Source organism: Cupriavidus sp. 21MJTG02-4 (assembly GCF_057798975.1).
Map to the genome: position 1 here is coordinate 1 of NZ_JBYOJP010000020.1, position 16,556 is coordinate 16,556.

The 16,556-nt window shown below is 66.1% G+C and carries 14 protein-coding genes; 3 read left to right on the plus strand and 11 right to left on the minus strand.

Annotated elements, in window-relative coordinates; translation table 11 throughout:
- The 11 genes from pgk to AC3FKH_RS29185 form a co-directional block, all read right to left on the minus strand.
- Nucleotides 1–815, minus strand: an 815-nt coding sequence (gene pgk / locus AC3FKH_RS29135; RefSeq protein WP_488679169.1) for a phosphoglycerate kinase, incomplete at its 3' end; no start/stop codon positions are given.
- A gap of 9 nt (nt 816–824) precedes the next feature.
- Nucleotides 825–1,835, minus strand: coding sequence for a type I glyceraldehyde-3-phosphate dehydrogenase (gene gap, locus AC3FKH_RS29140; protein WP_488679170.1), 1,011 nt, complete (start codon nt 1,833–1,835; stop codon nt 825–827).
- A 60-nt stretch (nt 1,836–1,895) separates the two neighbouring features.
- On the minus strand, nt 1,896–2,603 hold the full coding sequence (gene gph, locus AC3FKH_RS29145; protein WP_488679171.1) for a phosphoglycolate phosphatase: 708 nt from the start codon (nt 2,601–2,603) through the stop codon (nt 1,896–1,898).
- Entirely contained in the window at nt 2,600–4,624 is a 2,025-nt protein-coding gene (gene tkt / locus AC3FKH_RS29150) for a transketolase (protein WP_488679172.1), read from the minus strand. The genes gph and tkt overlap by 4 nt, the downstream gene beginning before the upstream one ends.
- 9 nt (nt 4,625–4,633) lie before the next feature.
- Nucleotides 4,634–5,512 carry a phosphoribulokinase gene (locus AC3FKH_RS29155; protein WP_488679173.1) on the minus strand — a complete coding sequence of 293 codons (879 nt, stop codon included), beginning with the start codon at nt 5,510–5,512 and terminating at the stop codon, nt 4,634–4,636.
- 11 nt (nt 5,513–5,523) lie between these two features.
- The gene (locus tag AC3FKH_RS29160; RefSeq protein ID WP_488679175.1) at nt 5,524–6,618 is read right to left on the minus strand and encodes a class 1 fructose-bisphosphatase; all 1,095 of its coding nucleotides are present in this window, start codon (nt 6,616–6,618) and stop codon (nt 5,524–5,526) included.
- Nucleotides 6,619–6,670: 52 nt separating this feature from the next.
- Nucleotides 6,671–7,396 (minus strand): ribulose-phosphate 3-epimerase, encoded by a 726-nt coding sequence (rpe, locus tag AC3FKH_RS29165; protein ID WP_488679176.1) that lies wholly within the window; start codon nt 7,394–7,396, stop codon nt 6,671–6,673.
- A 1-nt stretch (nt 7,397) separates the two neighbouring features.
- Entirely contained in the window at nt 7,398–8,159 is a 762-nt protein-coding gene (locus tag AC3FKH_RS29170; RefSeq protein ID WP_488679177.1) for an HAD family hydrolase, read from the minus strand.
- Between the two features lie 3 nt (nt 8,160–8,162).
- Nucleotides 8,163–9,122: a CbbX protein gene (gene cbbX / locus AC3FKH_RS29175; protein ID WP_488679178.1), complete on the minus strand. Its 960-nt coding sequence runs from the start codon at nt 9,120–9,122 to the stop codon at nt 8,163–8,165.
- Nucleotides 9,123–9,287: 165 nt separating this feature from the next.
- On the minus strand, nt 9,288–9,707 hold the full coding sequence (locus AC3FKH_RS29180) for a ribulose bisphosphate carboxylase small subunit (protein WP_488679179.1): 420 nt from the start codon (nt 9,705–9,707) through the stop codon (nt 9,288–9,290).
- Between the two features lie 56 nt (nt 9,708–9,763).
- Nucleotides 9,764–11,224 carry a form I ribulose bisphosphate carboxylase large subunit gene (locus AC3FKH_RS29185; protein ID WP_488679180.1) on the minus strand — a complete coding sequence of 487 codons (1,461 nt, stop codon included), beginning with the start codon at nt 11,222–11,224 and terminating at the stop codon, nt 9,764–9,766.
- Between the two features lie 165 nt (nt 11,225–11,389).
- Between AC3FKH_RS29185 and AC3FKH_RS29190 the strand changes: the two genes are divergently transcribed.
- The 3 genes from AC3FKH_RS29190 (at nt 11,390) to fdxH (ending at nt 16,550) form a co-directional block, all read left to right on the plus strand.
- Nucleotides 11,390–12,340 (plus strand): LysR family transcriptional regulator, encoded by a 951-nt coding sequence (locus AC3FKH_RS29190; protein WP_488679181.1) that lies wholly within the window; start codon nt 11,390–11,392, stop codon nt 12,338–12,340.
- 233 nt (nt 12,341–12,573) lie between these two features.
- Nucleotides 12,574–15,663, plus strand: coding sequence for a formate dehydrogenase-N subunit alpha (gene fdnG / locus AC3FKH_RS29195; protein ID WP_488679182.1), 3,090 nt, complete (start codon nt 12,574–12,576; stop codon nt 15,661–15,663).
- Nucleotides 15,660–16,550 (plus strand): formate dehydrogenase subunit beta, encoded by an 891-nt coding sequence (fdxH, locus tag AC3FKH_RS29200; protein WP_488679183.1) that lies wholly within the window; start codon nt 15,660–15,662, stop codon nt 16,548–16,550. Before fdnG ends, fdxH begins: the two co-directional genes overlap by 4 nt.
- Nucleotides 16,551–16,556 lie beyond the last annotated feature (6 nt).

The window sequence follows — 16,556 nt, forward strand, 5'->3', positions numbered from 1 at the left end:
CGCGCGGCCATGATGTCGATGATGGCCTTGGCGTCGGCGACCAGGTCGGCCTCGGCCAGCGACTTGCCGATCTTCAGGCCGGCGGCCAGCAGGAAGGTGTTGGCGATGCCGCCGCCGACGATCAGGTGGTCCACCTTGCTGGCCAGCGACTTCAGGATGGTCAGCTTGGTCGACACCTTCGAGCCGGCCACGATCGCCACCAGCGGGCGCGCCGGCTGGCCCAGGGCCTTGCCCAGCGCGTCGATCTCGGCCGCCAGCAGCGGGCCTGCGCAGGCGATCGGGGCGTACTTGGCGATGCCATGCGTGGTGGCCTCGGCGCGGTGGGCGGTGCCGAACGCGTCGTTCACATAGACATCGCACAGGCTGGCCATCTTCTGTGCCAGTTCGTCGCTGTTCTTCTTCTCGCCCTTGTTCATGCGGCAGTTTTCCAGCAGCACGACCTGGCCGGGCGGCACCTGGAAGCCACCCTCGGTCCAGCCGGAGAGCAGCGGCACCTGGCGGCTCAGCAGCTCCGACAGGCGGCGCCCCACCGGCGCCAGGCTATGGCGCGGGTCAGGCCGCCCTTCCTCGGGCCGGCCCAGGTGCGAAGTGACCATCACCGCAGCGCCCGCCTGCAGGCAGGCCGCGATGGCGGGCACGGAAGCGCGGATACGGGTGTCGTCGGTGATATCGCCCGCGGCATCCTGCGGGACGTTGAGATCGGCGCGGATGAAGACCCGCTTGCCAGCCATCCTGCCTGTGGCGAGCAGCGCGGCCAGCGTGTGCGGCGCCGTGGATTGCGGCAGCGAGTGCGCAGCATGGGATTCGCTCATCATGGCCTCCTGTCAGCGCGCCCCGGCGAGCGCCACCGCGGTATCCAGCATGCGGTTGGAGAAGCCCCATTCGTTGTCATACCAGGCCGAGACCTTGACCAGCGTGCCGTTGACCTTGGTCAGGGTGGCGTCGAAGGTGGACGAGGCCGGGTTGTGGTTGAAATCCACCGAGACCAGCGGCGCCGCGTTGTAGTCCAGGATGCCCTTGAGCTCGCCTTGCGCCGCGGCCTTGAGGATGCCGTTCACTTCGTCCACGGTGGTGGGCCGCGCGGCGACGAAGGACAGGTCGACCAGCGACACGTTGATGGTCGGCACGCGCACCGCAAAGCCATCCAGCCGGCCGTCCAGCTCCGGCAGCACCAGCCCCACCGCGGCGGCTGCACCGGTCTTGGTGGGAATCATCGACATGGTGGCCGAGCGCGCACGGCGCAGGTCTTCGTGGTAGACGTCGGTCAGCACCTGGTCATTGGTATAGGAATGCACCGTGGTCATCAGCCCGTTCACCACGCCCAGCCTGTCATGCAGCGGCTTGACCAGCGGCGCCAGGCAGTTGGTGGTGCACGAGGCGTTGGAGACGACCGTGTCGGTCGCCTTCAGCACGTCGTGGTTCACGCCGTAAACGATGGTCGCGTCCACATCCTTGCCGCCGGGGGCGGAGATGATCACCTTCTTCGCGCCGCCCTTCAGGTGGGCCGAGGCCTTTTCCTTGCTGGTGAAGAGCCCGGTGCACTCCATCACCACATCCACGCCCAGCTCGCCCCACGGCAGCTCGGCCGGATTGCGCCGGGCCAGCACGCGGATACGGTCGCCGTTGACGAGGAAGGCATCGCCGTCGACCGAGACCTCGCCCGGGAAGCGTCCGTGGACGGTGTCGTACTGGGTCAGGTGGGCATTGGTCGCGGCGTTGCCGAGATCGTTGATGGCGACGATCTCGATATCGTGCCGCTTGCCGCCTTCATAGTGGGCGCGCAGCACGTTGCGGCCGATGCGGCCATAGCCATTGATGGCAACCTTGATAGTCATGCTGTCTCCGTGTCGTTGTCTTGATATCTTTGCCTGCCGGAATCGCGTGCCGGCCCGGGCTCAGGCGGCTGGCGCCAGCCGTACCGGCGTCAGCAGTGCCGGCAATGCCTCCAGCGAATCGATCAGCGCATCCGCGCCCAGCGCCGCCGGCCCGCCAGGACCGGCGTAGCCGTAGCGCACCAGGCAGACCGGCATGCCGGCCGAGCGCGCCGCCTCCACATCCACCGGCGAATCGCCCACCAGCACGCCCTGCGCGGGATCGACGTCGAGCAGGCGGCAGGCATGGCGCAGCGGTTCGGGACTGGGCTTCATCTGCGCAATCGAGTCGCCGGCCACCAGCACATCCATGCAGGCGGCCAGGCCGGTCATGGACAGCAGCGGCGCCGCCAGCGCCTGCGGCTTGTTGGTCACGCAGGCAAGGCGGTAGCCCTCGCGCCGGAGCGCGTGCAGGCCTGCCTCCACGCCCGGGAAGACGGTCCCGAACTGGCCGTTGGTATCGGCATAGTGGCGATGGAAAAGCGCCACGGCGTCGGCGGCGTCCACCCGCGTTGCCAGGTGCGCAGTCTCAAGCACGCGCCGCACAAGGTTGGGCACGCCGCGGCCGATAAAGCCGGCCACGGTCTCGAACGGCAGCTGCGGGCTGCCGAGGTCGGCCAGCATGAGGCTGGCGGCCCCGACGATGTCCGGCGCGCTATCGACCAGCGTGCCGTCCAGGTCGATCAGCACCGCGGCGCAGGGCGTGGGTATCACGGACAGGGCTGCCATCATGCGTCCTCCAGCAGGGCCAGCGCGGCAGCCGCGACATGGGCCGGGGTCAGGCCGAAGTGCTGATACAGCGCCTCGGCGGGCGCGGACTCGCCAAAGGTGTCGATGCCCAGCGCCCTGCCCCGCTCGCCCACCACGCCGCGCCAGAACCAGGTGCCGCCGGCCTCCACGCTGACGCGCGGCACGCCGGGCGGCAGCACCGTATCGCGGTAGGCCGCGTCCTGTGCATAGAACAGCTCGACGCAGGGCATCGACACCACGCGCGCGGCGATGCCGGCATCGGCCAGCTGCCCGGCCGCACGCACGGCGATTTCCACCTCGGAGCCGGTGGCGACCAGCACCACGCGCGGCGCCGGCGCATCGCGCAACACGTAACCGCCGCGCGCAATGGCGTTGCGCTGCGCCGCATCGCGCGCGAACGGGGTCAGCGCCTGGCGCGACAGCACCAGACAGGTCGGCCCGTCCTCGCGCCGCAGCGCCGCCAGCCACGCGTATGCGGTTTCCGCGCCGTCACAGGGGCGCCAGACCCGGTTGTTGGGAATCAGCCGCAGGCTGGCGGCATGCTCCACCGGCTGGTGCGTGGGGCCGTCCTCGCCCAGCCCGATGGAATCGTGGGTCAGCACGTGGATCACACGCAGGCGCATCAGCGCCGCCATGCGGATGGCGTTGCGCGAGTAGTCGGAGAAGGTCATGAAGGTGCCGCCGTAGGGAATCAGCCCCCCGTGCAGCGCAATGCCGTTCATGACCGCGGCCATGCCGAACTCGCGCACGCCGTAGCTCACGTAGTTGCCGTGCCCGGCATGATTGACCCAGATCGAGGCCTTGACGTTGGTCAGGTTGGAGCCGGTCAGGTCGGCCGAGCCGCCCAGCAGTTCGGGCAAGGCAGAGGTCAGCGCCTCCAGGCACAGCTGCGAGGCCTTGCGCGTGGCGATCTTGCCTTGCAGCGGCGAAGGTGCGTCCGCTTGCGCCTCCAGTTGCGCGAGCAATTCCGCATCGAAGCCGTTCGGCAGGCAGCCCTGGACACGTCGCAGGAACTCTTCGGCCAGTTCGGGGTACGCGGCGCAATAGCCGGCGAAGCGCTCCTCCCATTCGGCCTCGCGCGCGGCGCCCTGCGCGCGTGCGTCCCAGGCGTCGGCCACGTCCGCTGGCACGGTGAACGGCGCGGCCTCCCAGCGCAGCGCGTCGCGCATGGCGGCAATTTCCGCCGCACCCAGCGGCGCGCCGTGCACGTCATGCCCGCCGGCCTTGGCGGGCGCGCCGTTGCCGATCACGGTCCTGCAGCAGATCAGCGTGGGCCGCTCGTGCTCCGCCTTGGCCGCGGCCAAGGCGGCGTCGATGGCCTGCGCATCGTGCCCGTCGACGCCGGCGATCACATGCCAGCCGTAGGCGGCAAAGCGCTTGGGCGTATCGTCGGCAAACCATGCGGCCACGTCGCCGTCGATGGAAATGCCGTTGTCGTCGTACAGGCAGATCAGCTTGCCCAGCCTGAGCGTTCCCGCCAGCGAAGCGGCCTCGTGGCTGAGCCCTTCCATCAGGCAGCCATCGCCGAGGAAGACATAGGTACGGTGGTCGACGATATCGATGCCGGGCCGGTTGAAGGTAGCGGCCAGCAGCCTTTCCGACAACGCCATGCCGACGGCATTGGCAAGGCCCTGCCCCAGCGGACCCGTGGTGGTCTCGATGCCCGGCGTCACGCCCACTTCCGGATGGCCTGGCGTGCTCGCGTGCAGCTGGCGGAACTGGCGCAGCTGGGACATCGGCACGTCATAGCCGCTCAGGTGCAGCAGCGAATACAGCAGCATGGAAGCATGGCCGTTGGACAGCACGAAACGGTCACGGTCGGGCCAGGCGGGGTTGGCCGGGTTGTGGCGCAGGTGGCGCCGCCACAGGACTTCAGCCATCTCGGCCATGCCCATGGGAGCGCCGGGGTGGCCGGACCTGGCCTGTTCGACCGCGTCGGCGGCGAGGAAGCGCAACGCGTTGGCACAGCGCGCCGCGGAGTCGATGCATTCGGGTGCGTTCATCTGGGCTCCTTACTGGGTGGCGCGCTTGCGGCGCTCCATCATGCGCAGCACGAATGGCGTGAAGATCAGCTGCATGGCCAGTTCCATCTTGCCGCCCGGGACCACGATGGTGTTGGCGCGCGACATGAAGGAGTCATGGATCATGCTAAGCAGGTACTGGAAGTCGATCCCCTTCGGGTTGGCAAAGCGGATCACCACCATGCTTTCATCCGGCGCGGGAATCTCGCGCGCGATGAACGGGTTGGACGTGTCCACGCACGGCACGCGCTGGAAATTCACATGCGTGTGCGCGAACTGGGGGCAGATGTAGTTCACGTAGTCCGGCATGCGGCGCAGGATGGTGTCGGTCACGGCTTCGGTCGAGTAGCCGCGCTGCTTCTTGTCGCGCCACAGTTTCTGGATCCACTCCAGGTTGATGACAGGCACCACGCCGATCAGCAGGTTGGGATACTGGGCAACGTTCACCTCGTCGGTGATCACGCCGCCGTGCAGGCCCTCATAGAACAGCAGGTCGGTGTCGGCCGGCAGCGGCTCCCACTCGGTAAAGGTGCCGGGCTCTTGCCCGAAGGGGGCCGCTTCCTCCACGCTGTGCAGGTAGCGCCGGCGCATGCCGGTGCCGGATTCCGCATAGGAGCGGAACAGGTTCTCGAGCTCGCCGAACAGGTTGTTCTCCGAGCCGAAGTGGCTGAAATTCATATTGCCGGTGCGCTCGGCCTCGGCCATCTTGACCTTCATCTCGGCACGATCGTAGCGGTGGAAGCTGTCGCCTTCGATCACCACCGACTTCACGCCCTCGCGGCGGAAGATGTTTTCGAAGGTACGGGTCACCGATGTGGTCCCGGCGCCCGAAGAGCCGGTGATGGCGATGATGGGATAACGTTCTGACATGGCCAGGTACCTCAGGTGGACGCGCGGAACAGGCTGCGCTCGTTGAACAGGGGATTGGGTAGGTCGGGGTCGGTCTGCTCGGTGTGGTAGCGCTCGATCCGCTCCACTTCATTGCACGAGCCGAAGATCACGCCGATGCGCTGGTGCAGCGCGCCCGGCGCCACCGACATCAGCGCTTGCCGGCCAGTGCTGGCGCGCCCGCCGGCTTGCTCCATCAGGAACGCAATCGGGTTGGCTTCATAGAGCAGGCGCAGCCGCCCCGGCCTGGCCGGATCCCTGGTGTCGCGCGGGTACATGAAGACGCCGCCGCGCATCAGGATGCGGTGCGCCTCGGCCACCATCGAGGCGATCCAGCGCATATTGAAATCCTTGCCGCGGGGCCCGGTCTGGCCAGCCATGCACTCCGACACGTATTGCTTGATGGGCGCCTCCCAGAAGCGGCTGTTCGACGCGTTGATGGCAAATTCCCTGGTATCGGCCGGCACGCGCAAGTTCGGATGCGTGAGAAAGAATTCCCCCAGGTTCGGGTCCAGCGTGAAGCCATTGACCCCGTTGCCGACCGTCAGCACCAGCATGGTGGTGGGGCCGTAGAGCGCGTAGCCCGCCGCGACCTGGGCCGTGCCGGGCTGCAGGAAGGCCTGCTCGGTGACATCGGCCGTGCCCTCCGGCGCACGCAGCACCGAGAAGATGCTGCCCACCGAGACATTGACGTCGATGTTGGATGAGCCATCGAGCGGATCGAACACCAGCAGGTATTTGCCGCGTGGATGGTGGCGGGGGATCTGGTACGGCGCCGCCATTTCCTCCGAGGCCATGCCGGCCAGGTACCCTCCCCACTCGTTGACGCGCAGGAAGGTCTCGTTGCTGAGCACGTCCAGCTTCTGCTGGACCTCGCCCTGCACGTTGACGGCTGCCTCGGCTCCGCCCTGGGCGCCAGCCTGGCCGTGCAGGCCGCCCAGCGCGCCGAATGCCACGGCCCGCGCAATTTCCTTGCAAGCCATGGCGACATTGAGGATCAGGCCGTTGAAGCCGCCGCTGGCGTCCGGATAGCGGCGGCGCTCCTCGATCAGGAATTGCGTCAGGGTCATCCTTTGGACTTCAGGCATGACAGGTCTCCTCTAGATTGGCGATGTGTTCTTGTGTGGTGCCGGCTGCCGGCTACGTGACGGTGGCGGCCTCGCGAAGGCGGCGCAGGATGCTCCAGTAGCCGCCGTCGGCATCCGGCGCGCCAAAGACGGCGCTGCCGGCGACGAAGGTGTCGGCACCCGCGCGTGCGATTTCGGCAATGTTGTCGGCCTTGACGCCGCCATCGATCTCCAGCCAGACCGCCCGCCCGCCAGCCGCTTGCTGCCGGTCGATGCGCGCGCGCACCTGGCGCACCTTGTCGAGCACGCCGGGAATGAAGGCCTGGCCGCCGAAGCCTGGGTTCACGCTCATCAGCAGCACCAGGTCGAGCTGGTCCAGCGTATGGTCCAGCCAGCCCAGCGGCGTCGCTGGGTTGAGTACCAGGCCAGCCTTGCAGCCGTGGTCGTGGATCAGGCCGATGGTGCGGTCGACATGGCGGCTCGCCTCCGGATGGAAGCTGATGATCCCTGCGCCGGCCTTGGCGAATAGCGGGATCAGGGCGTCCACAGGCTCCACCATCAGGTGCACGTCGATGGGAACGGAGACGAGCGGCCGGATCGCCTCGCACACCATCGGCCCGATGGTCAGGTTGGGCACGTAGTGGTTGTCCATCACATCGAAGTGGATCAGGTCCGCACCGCCGGCCTCGACCGCGCACACCTCTTCGCCCAGCCGCGCAAAATCGGCCGACAGGATGGATGGCGCCAGGCGAACTGCGCGCTTGCCGCCGTGGCTTGCATCGTGGTCAGGAACGTGCATCTCAGGCTGCCTCGAACAGGGTGCCGCGATGCCAGTTGCGCAGTGCGGCCAGGTCGGCCCAGCGGTGTGCCGCGCCGGGCTGCTGCGGGATCGGTTGTTCCGGGTCGCCCAGGTGCGGCAGCACCAGCAGCGCGCCGTCGAAGCAGTCCTGCGCGGTGTAGGCCGTGGGCGTGATTACGGTGGCAATGCCGGCCGCCTGCGCGGCGCGCAGCCCGTTCGCCGAGTCCTCGATGGCCAGGCAATCCCCAGCCTCCAGGCCAAGGCGCTCCAGCACGGCCAGGTAGACATCGGGTGCCGGCTTCTTGACGGCGGTGGTGCCGGCATCGCAGATGGCGGCAAAGCGCTCGCGCCAGCGGGCGCCGAACGGCGTGCGCAGCAGCACGTCCAGATTGGCCGGCGTTGTAGTGGTGGCAATGGCGATGGGCACGCCCGCCTTGCCGGCCTCTTCGATCAGGCGGGCAACGCCGGGCCGCAGCGGCAACTGGCCGCTGCCGACGCGCTCGGCGTAGTGGCGCGTCTTGATCGCGTGCACGGCGTCGATGGTCTCTTTGATCTTGCAGCCGCGGGCCTCTTCCGGGTCCACCATGCGCCAGTAATGCATCAGCCGCTCTTTGCCCCCGGCCACCTTGAGCAGCCGGGTGTAGAGCGCCTCGTCCCAGCACCAGTCGAGGCCGACCTCGGCAAAGGCGGCGTTGAAGGCCTGCAAGTGGGCGGTCTCGGTATCGGCAAGCGTGCCGTCGACATCGAAGATCAGGGCTTTCATGGTTTACTCCGCGGCCGCAGCCTGCGAGAACACGCGGCTGGCGAGCAGGTCGCCGGCCGTGATGGTGGTCAGGGCACGGTCATCCACCACCGTGCCGGCGTCGTCGAGCAGGCGCGAGGCATGGCGCAGGCGCGCGCGGTCCAGCGCATTGCGCACGCTGCGGGCGTTGGCGAAGTGCGGCTGGGCCATGCGCCGGGCCAGGTAGTCGGCAAAAACGGCGCGGCTTTCCTCGTCGAAGCGATATTGCATTTCGCCCAGCATCAGGTCGGCGATCTGGCGCAGCTCGTCCAGCTGGTAGTCGGGGAAATCGATATGGTGGGCAACGCGCGACGACATGCCCGGGTTGGACTCGAAGAAGCGGTCCATGCGGTCCTTGTAGCCGGCCAGGATCACCACCAGGTCTTCGCGGTTGTTCTCCATCACCTGCAGCAGGATCTCGATGGCCTCCTGGCCGTAGTCGCGCTCGTTCTCGGGGCGATAGAGGTAATAGGCCTCGTCGATGAAGAGCACGCCGCCCATGGCCTTCTTCAGGATTTCCTTGGTCTTGGGCGCGGTATGGCCGATGTACTGGCCGACCAGGTCATCGCGGGTCACCGCCACCAGGTGGCCGCGGCGCACATAGCCCAGCTGGTGCAGGATCTGCGCCATGCGCATGGCCACGGTGGTCTTGCCGGTGCCGGGATTGCCGGTGAAGCACATGTGCAGGCTGGGGGCTCCCGCGCTGAAGCCGCGCGCGGCGCGCAGCTTGTCCACCAGCAGCAAGGCTGCGATATCGCGGATGCGGGCTTTCACCGGCTTCAGCCCGATCAGCTCGCGGTCGAGCTGGGCCAGCAGTTCGGCAATGCCCGAGCTGGCCAGCGATTCGGCCAGCGAGCCTGGCAAACTCGCTGGCAAACTCGCTGGCAGACCCGCAGGCAAGGCAGCAGGCGATTGCAGCGGCGCGGTCGTTTCGGGTGCGGACATGACGGGCTTCCTGGGAGTCAATCGATCAATCGGTTCGCTGAATTCGAGGCGCAGCTTCCCCCCCGGCGCGCAGCCATCAGGCCGCGCAGCCGCTGGATTGCAGCGTCAGGAAATCGCCGGCGGCAGCGCCTTGGTGGCGCTGCGCGGCGGCTCAGCCGGTGCCGCTCAGTAGCGGCTGCCCTCTGGCCGTGCCTGCACGGCGTAGCTCTCGATCGAGTAGCGCAGGGTGCGGCCCGGCTCTTCTTGACGCACCAGGCGGAAACCCGGTTCGTCAGCGGGACGATTGACGATGAACGACATCACCACCGATTCCACCGTATGCGTCGAGTCAAAGGCCGTGACGCGGATGTAGTGGTTGGGGAAGGTGTTGCGCGCGTTGTTGATCTCCAGCAGGATGCCGGCCGCATCGCGCAGGTCGAACATCGGCAGCCCGAACATCTCCCAGTAGGTATTGCGCGGATGCGGGTCGTCGGTGTACTCGATGCCGACCGCCCAGCCCTGGTTCAGGCAGTATTCGAGCTGGCTGGTGATCTGCGCGTCGGTGAGGTCGGGGAGGAAGGAGAAAGTGCCTTGGGTAATACGCATGATGTCCTCTCGTTCTTTGGGTTCGGTCTTCGTGCTTCGGTTGCGTGGCATCCGGTTCAGGCCACCGACGCGGTCGGCACAAAGTCCGAGGTATCGGTCGGCGTGTAGTTGAAGCTGATATCGCCCCAGGTATCGAGCGCCGCCCGCAGCGGACCGCACCAGCGCGCGGCATCGCGCAGGATCTCCGGCCCTTCGTTGAGGATGTCGCGCCCTTCGTTGCGCGCCAGCACCATGGCTTCCAGCGCGACGCGATTGGCGGTGGCGCCGGCCTGGATCCCCTGCGGGTGGCCGATGGTGCCGCCGCCGAACTGCAGCACCACATCGTCGCCAAAGAGGTGAATCAGCTGGTGCATCTGGCCGGCGTGGATGCCGCCCGAAGCCACCGGCATCACCTTGCGCAGCGAAGCCCAGTCCTGGTCGAAGAACAGCCCGCGCGTCAGATCGGTACGCGTGTAGGCATCGCGGCAGACGTTGTAGTACCCCTGCACGGTCAGCGGATCGCCTTCCAGCTTGCCCACCGCGGTGCCGGTGTGCATATGATCCACGCCTGCCAGGCGCAGCCATTTGGCGATGACACGGAAGGACACCCCGTGGTTCTTCTGGCGGGTATAGGTGCCGTGTCCCGCGCGGTGCAGGTGCAGGATCATGTCGTTCTGGCGGCACCAGTTGCTCATCGACTGGATACAGGTCCAGCCGACGATCAGGTCGATCATGATGATGACCGAGCCCAGCGACTTGGCGAACTCGGCGCGCCGGTACATCTCTTCCATGGTGCCGGCGGTCACGTTCAGGTAGCTGCCCTTCACCTCGCCGGTCGCGGCCGAGGCCTTGTTGACCGCGTCCATCACGAACAGGAAACGGTCGCGCCAGTGCATGAAGGGCTGCGAGTTGATGTTCTCGTCGTCCTTCATGAAGTCCAGCCCGCCCTTCAGGCCCTCATACACCACGCGGCCGTAGTTGCGGCCCGACAGGCCCAGCTTGGGCTTGGTGGTGGCGCCCAGCAGCGGACGGCCGAACTTGTCCAGGCGCTCGCGCTCCACGATGATGCCGGTGGACGGGCCGGCGAAGGTCTTCACATAGGCGACCGGGAAGCGCATGTCTTCCAGGCGTGCCGCCTTGATCGGCTTGAAGCTGAAGACGTTGCCGATGATCGAAGCGGTCAGGTTGGCGATCGAGCCTTCCTCGAACAGCGACAGGTCATAGGCCACGTAGCAAAAAAACTGCTCGGGATTGTTGGGCACCGGATCGACCCGGTAGGCCTTGGCGCGGTACATGTCGCAGGCGGTCAGGCGGTCGGTCCACACCACCGTCCAGGTGGCGGTGGACGATTCGCCGGCCACCGCCGCGGCGGCCTCGACCGGATCCACGCCGTCCTGCGGCGTGATGCGGAACAGCGCCAGCAGGTCGGTGTCCTTGGGCTCGTAGTCCGCGTCCCAGTACCCCATCTCCTTGTACTTCATGACGCCGGCGTCATAGCGTTTGCGCGGCTTGGCTTGGACTGGTTCAGGTGCATTCATGCTGGTCTCCTTGCGTGGTTGAGCGTCGTGGCTGCTGCGTTGATGCAAAGATATAAGCTCGCCTCCATAAGGTAAATTCAGATATTCTTAGTGCCTGTATAAGCAATCCCTTAAGTGCGAACCAGACAGCACATCACGGGAACATCCAAAAGCCGCCCTCACTCCATGTCCTTCCTGCGCGCCCTCACCCTTCGTCAGTTGCAGATCTTCGTCACCGTGGCCAGGCACGCCAGCTTCGTGCGCGCGGCCGAGGAACTGCACCTGACCCAGCCAGCGGTCTCGATGCAGGTCAAGCAGCTGGAATCCGTGGTCGGCCTGGCGCTGTTCGAACGCGTCAAAGGGCAACTCACGCTGACCGAGCCCGGCGACCGCCTGCTGCACCACGCGTCCCGGATCCTCGGCGAGGTCAAGGACGCCGAGGAAGGCCTGCAGGCGGTCAAGAACGTCGAGCAGGGTTCGATCACGATCGGGCTGATCAGCACGGCCAAGTACTTCGCGCCCAAGCTGCTCGCCGGGTTTACCGCGCTGCACCCGGGCATCGACCTGCGCATCGCTGAAGGCAACCGCGAAACGCTGCTGCAACTGCTGCAGGACAATGCGATCGACCTCGCGTTGATGGGCCGGCCGCCGCGCGAGCTGGATGCCGTGTCGGAGCCCATCGCCGCGCATCCGCACGTGCTGGTGGCCGCGCCGCGCCACCCCTTGCACGACGCAAAGGCGTTCGACCTGCAGGAACTGCGTCACGAGACCTTCCTGCTGCGCGAACCGGGTTCCGGCACGCGCACCGTGGCGGAGTACATGTTCCGTGATCACCTGTTCACGCCGGCCAAGGTGATCACGCTGGGCAGCAACGAAACCATCAAGCAGGCCGTGATGGCCGGCATGGGCATCAGCCTGTTGTCGCTGCACACGCTGTCGCTGGAACTGCGCACCGGTGAGATCGCGCTGCTGGACGTGACAGGCACGCCGATCGAGCGCATCTGGCATGTCGCGCATATGGCAAGCAAGCGCTTGTCGCCGGCCGGCGAGAGCTGCCGTGCCTATTTGCTCGAGCACACGGCCGAGTTTCTGGGGAAGGAGTATGGGGGGCTGATGCCTGGGCGGCGGGTGGCCTGACCCACAACCAGCGGCGTGGCCAGCAATCTGAACCGCAGCTTCGGCTGCGGTTTTTCATTCCGGACGCCCGACACAACTTGTGTCTGTGCAGATCGTCGCTTCCGGTCAGATCAACTTCGTCAGAAAGCCATCACTTAAGGGATCACTTATGGATGGCCAAAGAATCGCTGAATTTACCTTGAGTGGACAGGCGGATATCTTTGGGCGGAAGGAGACATGACGATGAGACCACGATGATCAAACCCACCCATATCGGACGTCGGCAGTTCCTCAAGATCCTTGGGGCTGGGTCCGTTGCCGTCTCGGCCTCTGCCCTGGGCCTGGGTACAGCCTGCGCACAGGCTCCGGCGGGCGTGCGCCCCTACAAGCTGCTGCGCGCGAAAGAGACGCGCAACAACTGCACCTATTGCTCGGTCGGGTGCGGCCTCCTGATGTATTCGCTGGGTGACGGCGCCAGGAACGCGAAGGCGCGCATCTTCCACATCGAGGGGGATCCCGATCACCCGGTCAGCCGAGGTTCGCTCTGTCCCAAGGGCGCGGGGCTGCTCGACATCGTCCATTCGAAAAACCGGCTGCAGTATCCGGAGTACCGCGCGCCGGGGTCGAAGGAGTGGGTGCGCATCAGTTGGGACGATGCGACCAGGCGCATCGCCCGCCTGCTGAAGGACGACCGGGACAAGAACTTCATCGCGCGCAACGAGAAGGGCCAGCTGGTGAACCGCTGGCTGAGCTCGGGCATGCTCGCCTCCTCGGCGGCCTCCAACGAAACGGGGGTTCTCGACTTCAAGTTCGCCCGCTCCCTGGGCATGCTGGGCCTGGACTGCCAGGCGCGCCTGTGTCACGGGCCAACGGTTTCAGCGCTGGGGCCGTCTTTCGGCCGCGGCGCGATGACGAACCACTGGGTCGACATCAAGAACGCCAATGTCGTCATGGTCATGGGCGGCAACCCGGCCGAGGCCCATCCGGTCGGCTTCAAATGGGTGATCGAGGCCAAGATCAGGAACAAGGCCAAGGTCATCGTCATCGATCCGCGCTTCAACCGCACCGCCTCGGTTGCCGATATCTTCTCGCCGATCCGGGCGGGGTCGGACACGGCCTTCCTGATGGGCATGGTCAACTGGCTGCTGCAGCACGACAAGATCCAGCACGACTATGTGCGCGCGTACACCAACGCGCCGCTGATCGTGCGCGAGGATTTCGGCTTCGAAGAAGGGGTGTTCTCGGGCTTCGATCCCGAGAAGCGCGCCTACGACAAATCCTCCTGGACCTATGAACTCGACGCGGCGGGGAACGCGAAACGCGATCCCTCGATGCGCCATCCGCGCTGCGTGCTGAGCCTGCTGAAGCGGCACGTCTCACGCTATACGCCCGAAAAAGTCGAGGAGATCACCGGCGTCAGGCAGGCCGACTTCCTGCAGATCGCCGAGATCGTGGGCGCATGCGCGGCGAAGGACAAGACGCTGACCTGGCTTTACGCGCTCGGCTGGACGCACCACACCGGCGGCGCGCAGATCATCCGCGGCGCGGCGATGATCCAGCTGCTGCTGGGCAATGTCGGCATGTCGGGCGGCGGCGTGAACGCGCTGCGCGGACATTCCAATATCCAGGGCTATACCGACCTTGGCCTGCTGTCGGTGCGGCTGCCGGGCTACATGGACCTGCCCACCGACAGGCAGCAGACGCTGAAGCAATACCTCGCCGATGCCACCCCGAAAGCGCTGCTGCCCGACCAGGTGAACTACTGGAAGAACCTGCCCAAATTCTTCGTCTCGCTGCAGAAGAACCTGTACGGCAAGCATGCCACGGCGGACAACGACTGGGCTTTTGACCTGCTGCCGAAATGGGACCGCAGCTACGACATGCTGGCCTATTTCGACCTGATGTACCAAGGCAAGGTCAACGGCTATGTCGTCCAGGGATTCAACCCGCTGGCGGCGATGCCTGACAAGAACAAGTCTTCGGCCGCGCTGTCGAAACTCAAATTCCTCGTCGTCATCGACCCGCTGGTGACCGAGACCTCGAACTTCTGGCGCAACGAGGGCAAGTTCAACGACGTCAAAACCGAAGAGATCATGACCGAGGTCTTCCGGCTGCCGTCGAGCTGCTTTGCCGAGGAAGACGGGACCGTCGTGAATTCGGGCCGTTGGCTGCAATGGCACTATGCGGGCCAGCAGCCGCCGGGCGAGGCGCGGCATGATCCGGCCATCCTCGGCGGCATCATGATGGAGCTGCGGCGGCTCTACGAAAAAGAAGGCGGCGCCTGTCCCGAACAGGTGTTGCACATGACCTGGGACGAGGACACCTATCACGATCCCTGCAGGCCCCATCCCGAGGAAATGGCCAAGGAGGCCAACGGCTACGCGCTGGCAGACGTGTTCGACGAGACCGGGAAGAAGATCCTGCGCAAGGGCCAGCTTCTGGATTCGTTCTCGCAACTTCGCGACGACGGCACGACCTCGAGCTACTGCTGGATCTTCACCGGTTCCTGGACCGAGGCGGGCAACCAGATGGCCAGGCGCGACAACACCGACACCGGCCTTGGCAACACGCCGGGCTGGGCGTGGTCCTGGCCCGCTAACCGCCGCATCCTCTACAACCGCGCCTCGATGGACGAGATGGGGAACCCCTGGGACCCCAAGCGCCAGATCCTGCATTGGAACGGCGAGAAATGGGTGGGCGCGGATGTGCCCGACTTTCCGCTCACTGCGGCGCCCGGCTCGCCCGTCGGGCCCTTCATCATGCTGCCCGAGGGCGTGGGGCGCCTGTTCTCGGCCGGCGGCATGATCGACGGTCCCTTTCCGGAGCATTACGAGCCGGTCGAAAGCCCGATCGCGAAAAACCCGCTGCACGAAAAAGTCACCCACAACCCCACCGCCCGCATCTTCCAGAACGATGCGCAGCGGATGGGCAACCGCACCGAGTTTCCCTATGTCGCCACGACTTATTCGATCACGGAACTGTTCCGCCACTGGACCAAGCACTCGCACCTGAACGCCATGCTCCAGCCCGAGCAATTCGTCGAGATCGGCGAACAGCTTGCCGCGGACAAGGGCATCGCCCATGGCGACACGGTGAAGATCACCACCAGGCGCGGGCACATCACTGCCAAGGCCGTGGTGACCAAGCGCATGCGCACGCTCCGGGTGGCCGGGCAGACCGTCGAGCAAATCGGCATCCCCTGCCATTGGGGCTTCGAGGGGGCGACGCGCAAGGGCTATCTGGCCAACACGCTGGCGCCGGGCGTAGGCGACGCCAATTCGCAAACTCCGGAATTCAAGGCATTCCTCGTAAACATTGAAAAGATGGCGGGAGCACAGGCATGAACTCACAGAACATCATCCGTCGCTCGGCCTCATCGGAACTGACGCCGGCCCCTCGCATCCGCGACCATCAGATGGAAGTGGCCAAGCTGATCGACGTGTCGACCTGCATCGGCTGCAAGGCGTGTCAGGTCGCCTGCAACGAATGGAACGACCTGCGCGGCGACGTGCAGGAGAATGTCGGCGTCTACGACAATCCGCGCGATCTGTCGCCAAATACCTGGACCCTGATGCGCTTCACCGAGCATGAAGACCAGGCGGGCAAGCTGGAATGGCTGATCCGCAAGGACGGCTGCATGCATTGCGAGGATCCCGGCTGCCTGAAAGCCTGCCCGGCGCCCGGCGCCATCGTGCAATATGCGAACGGCATCGTCGACTTCCAGTCCGACCTGTGCATCGGCTGCGGCTATTGCGTCGCCGGCTGCCCCTTCGACGTGCCGCGTATTTCCAAGATCGACAACAAGGCCTACAAATGCACGCTGTGCTCTGACCGCGTCTCGGTCGGGCAGGAGCCTGCCTGCGTCAAGACCTGCCCGACCGGTGCCATCTCCTTCGGCTCGAAGGCAGAGATGCAATCGCTCGCCGCCGAGCGCGTGGCCGAGCTGAACGAGCGCGGCTATGCCAAGGCTGGCCTGTATGACCCTGCGGGGGTCGGCGGCACCCACGTGATGTACGTGCTGCAACATGCCGACGAACCGAAGCGTTACGCGGGCTTGCCGAAGGCCCCGGAGATCAGCCCGGTCGTCTCGGGCTGGAAGGATGGTTTGAAACCTGTCGCCGCCGTCGTCGGCGCGGCGGCCGTGGCAGGCATGGCGGCGCATTTCATGGCGGTTGGCCCCAACACCACCGAAACGGACGATCACGACGCCCCGGCTGACGGCGCGGCATAAGCGGAG

Coding starts and splice junctions, on each gene's coding strand:
- gap (WP_488679170.1), bottom strand. CDS start 1,835: ATGACTATCAAGGTTGCCATCAATGGCTATGGCCGCATCGGCCGCAAC.
- gph (WP_488679171.1), bottom strand. CDS start 2,603: ATGATGGCAGCCCTGTCCGTGATACCCACGCCCTGCGCCGCGGTGCTG.
- tkt (WP_488679172.1), bottom strand. CDS start 4,624: ATGAACGCACCCGAATGCATCGACTCCGCGGCGCGCTGTGCCAACGCG.
- AC3FKH_RS29155 (WP_488679173.1), bottom strand. CDS start 5,512: ATGTCAGAACGTTATCCCATCATCGCCATCACCGGCTCTTCGGGCGCC.
- AC3FKH_RS29160 (WP_488679175.1), bottom strand. CDS start 6,618: ATGCCTGAAGTCCAAAGGATGACCCTGACGCAATTCCTGATCGAGGAG.
- rpe (WP_488679176.1), bottom strand. CDS start 7,396: ATGCACGTTCCTGACCACGATGCAAGCCACGGCGGCAAGCGCGCAGTT.
- AC3FKH_RS29170 (WP_488679177.1), bottom strand. CDS start 8,159: ATGAAAGCCCTGATCTTCGATGTCGACGGCACGCTTGCCGATACCGAG.
- cbbX (WP_488679178.1), bottom strand. CDS start 9,122: ATGTCCGCACCCGAAACGACCGCGCCGCTGCAATCGCCTGCTGCCTTG.
- AC3FKH_RS29180 (WP_488679179.1), bottom strand. CDS start 9,707: ATGCGTATTACCCAAGGCACTTTCTCCTTCCTCCCCGACCTCACCGAC.
- AC3FKH_RS29185 (WP_488679180.1), bottom strand. CDS start 11,224: ATGAATGCACCTGAACCAGTCCAAGCCAAGCCGCGCAAACGCTATGAC.
- AC3FKH_RS29190 (WP_488679181.1), top strand. CDS start 11,390: ATGTCCTTCCTGCGCGCCCTCACCCTTCGTCAGTTGCAGATCTTCGTC.
- fdnG (WP_488679182.1), top strand. CDS start 12,574: ATGATCAAACCCACCCATATCGGACGTCGGCAGTTCCTCAAGATCCTT.
- fdxH (WP_488679183.1), top strand. CDS start 15,660: ATGAACTCACAGAACATCATCCGTCGCTCGGCCTCATCGGAACTGACG.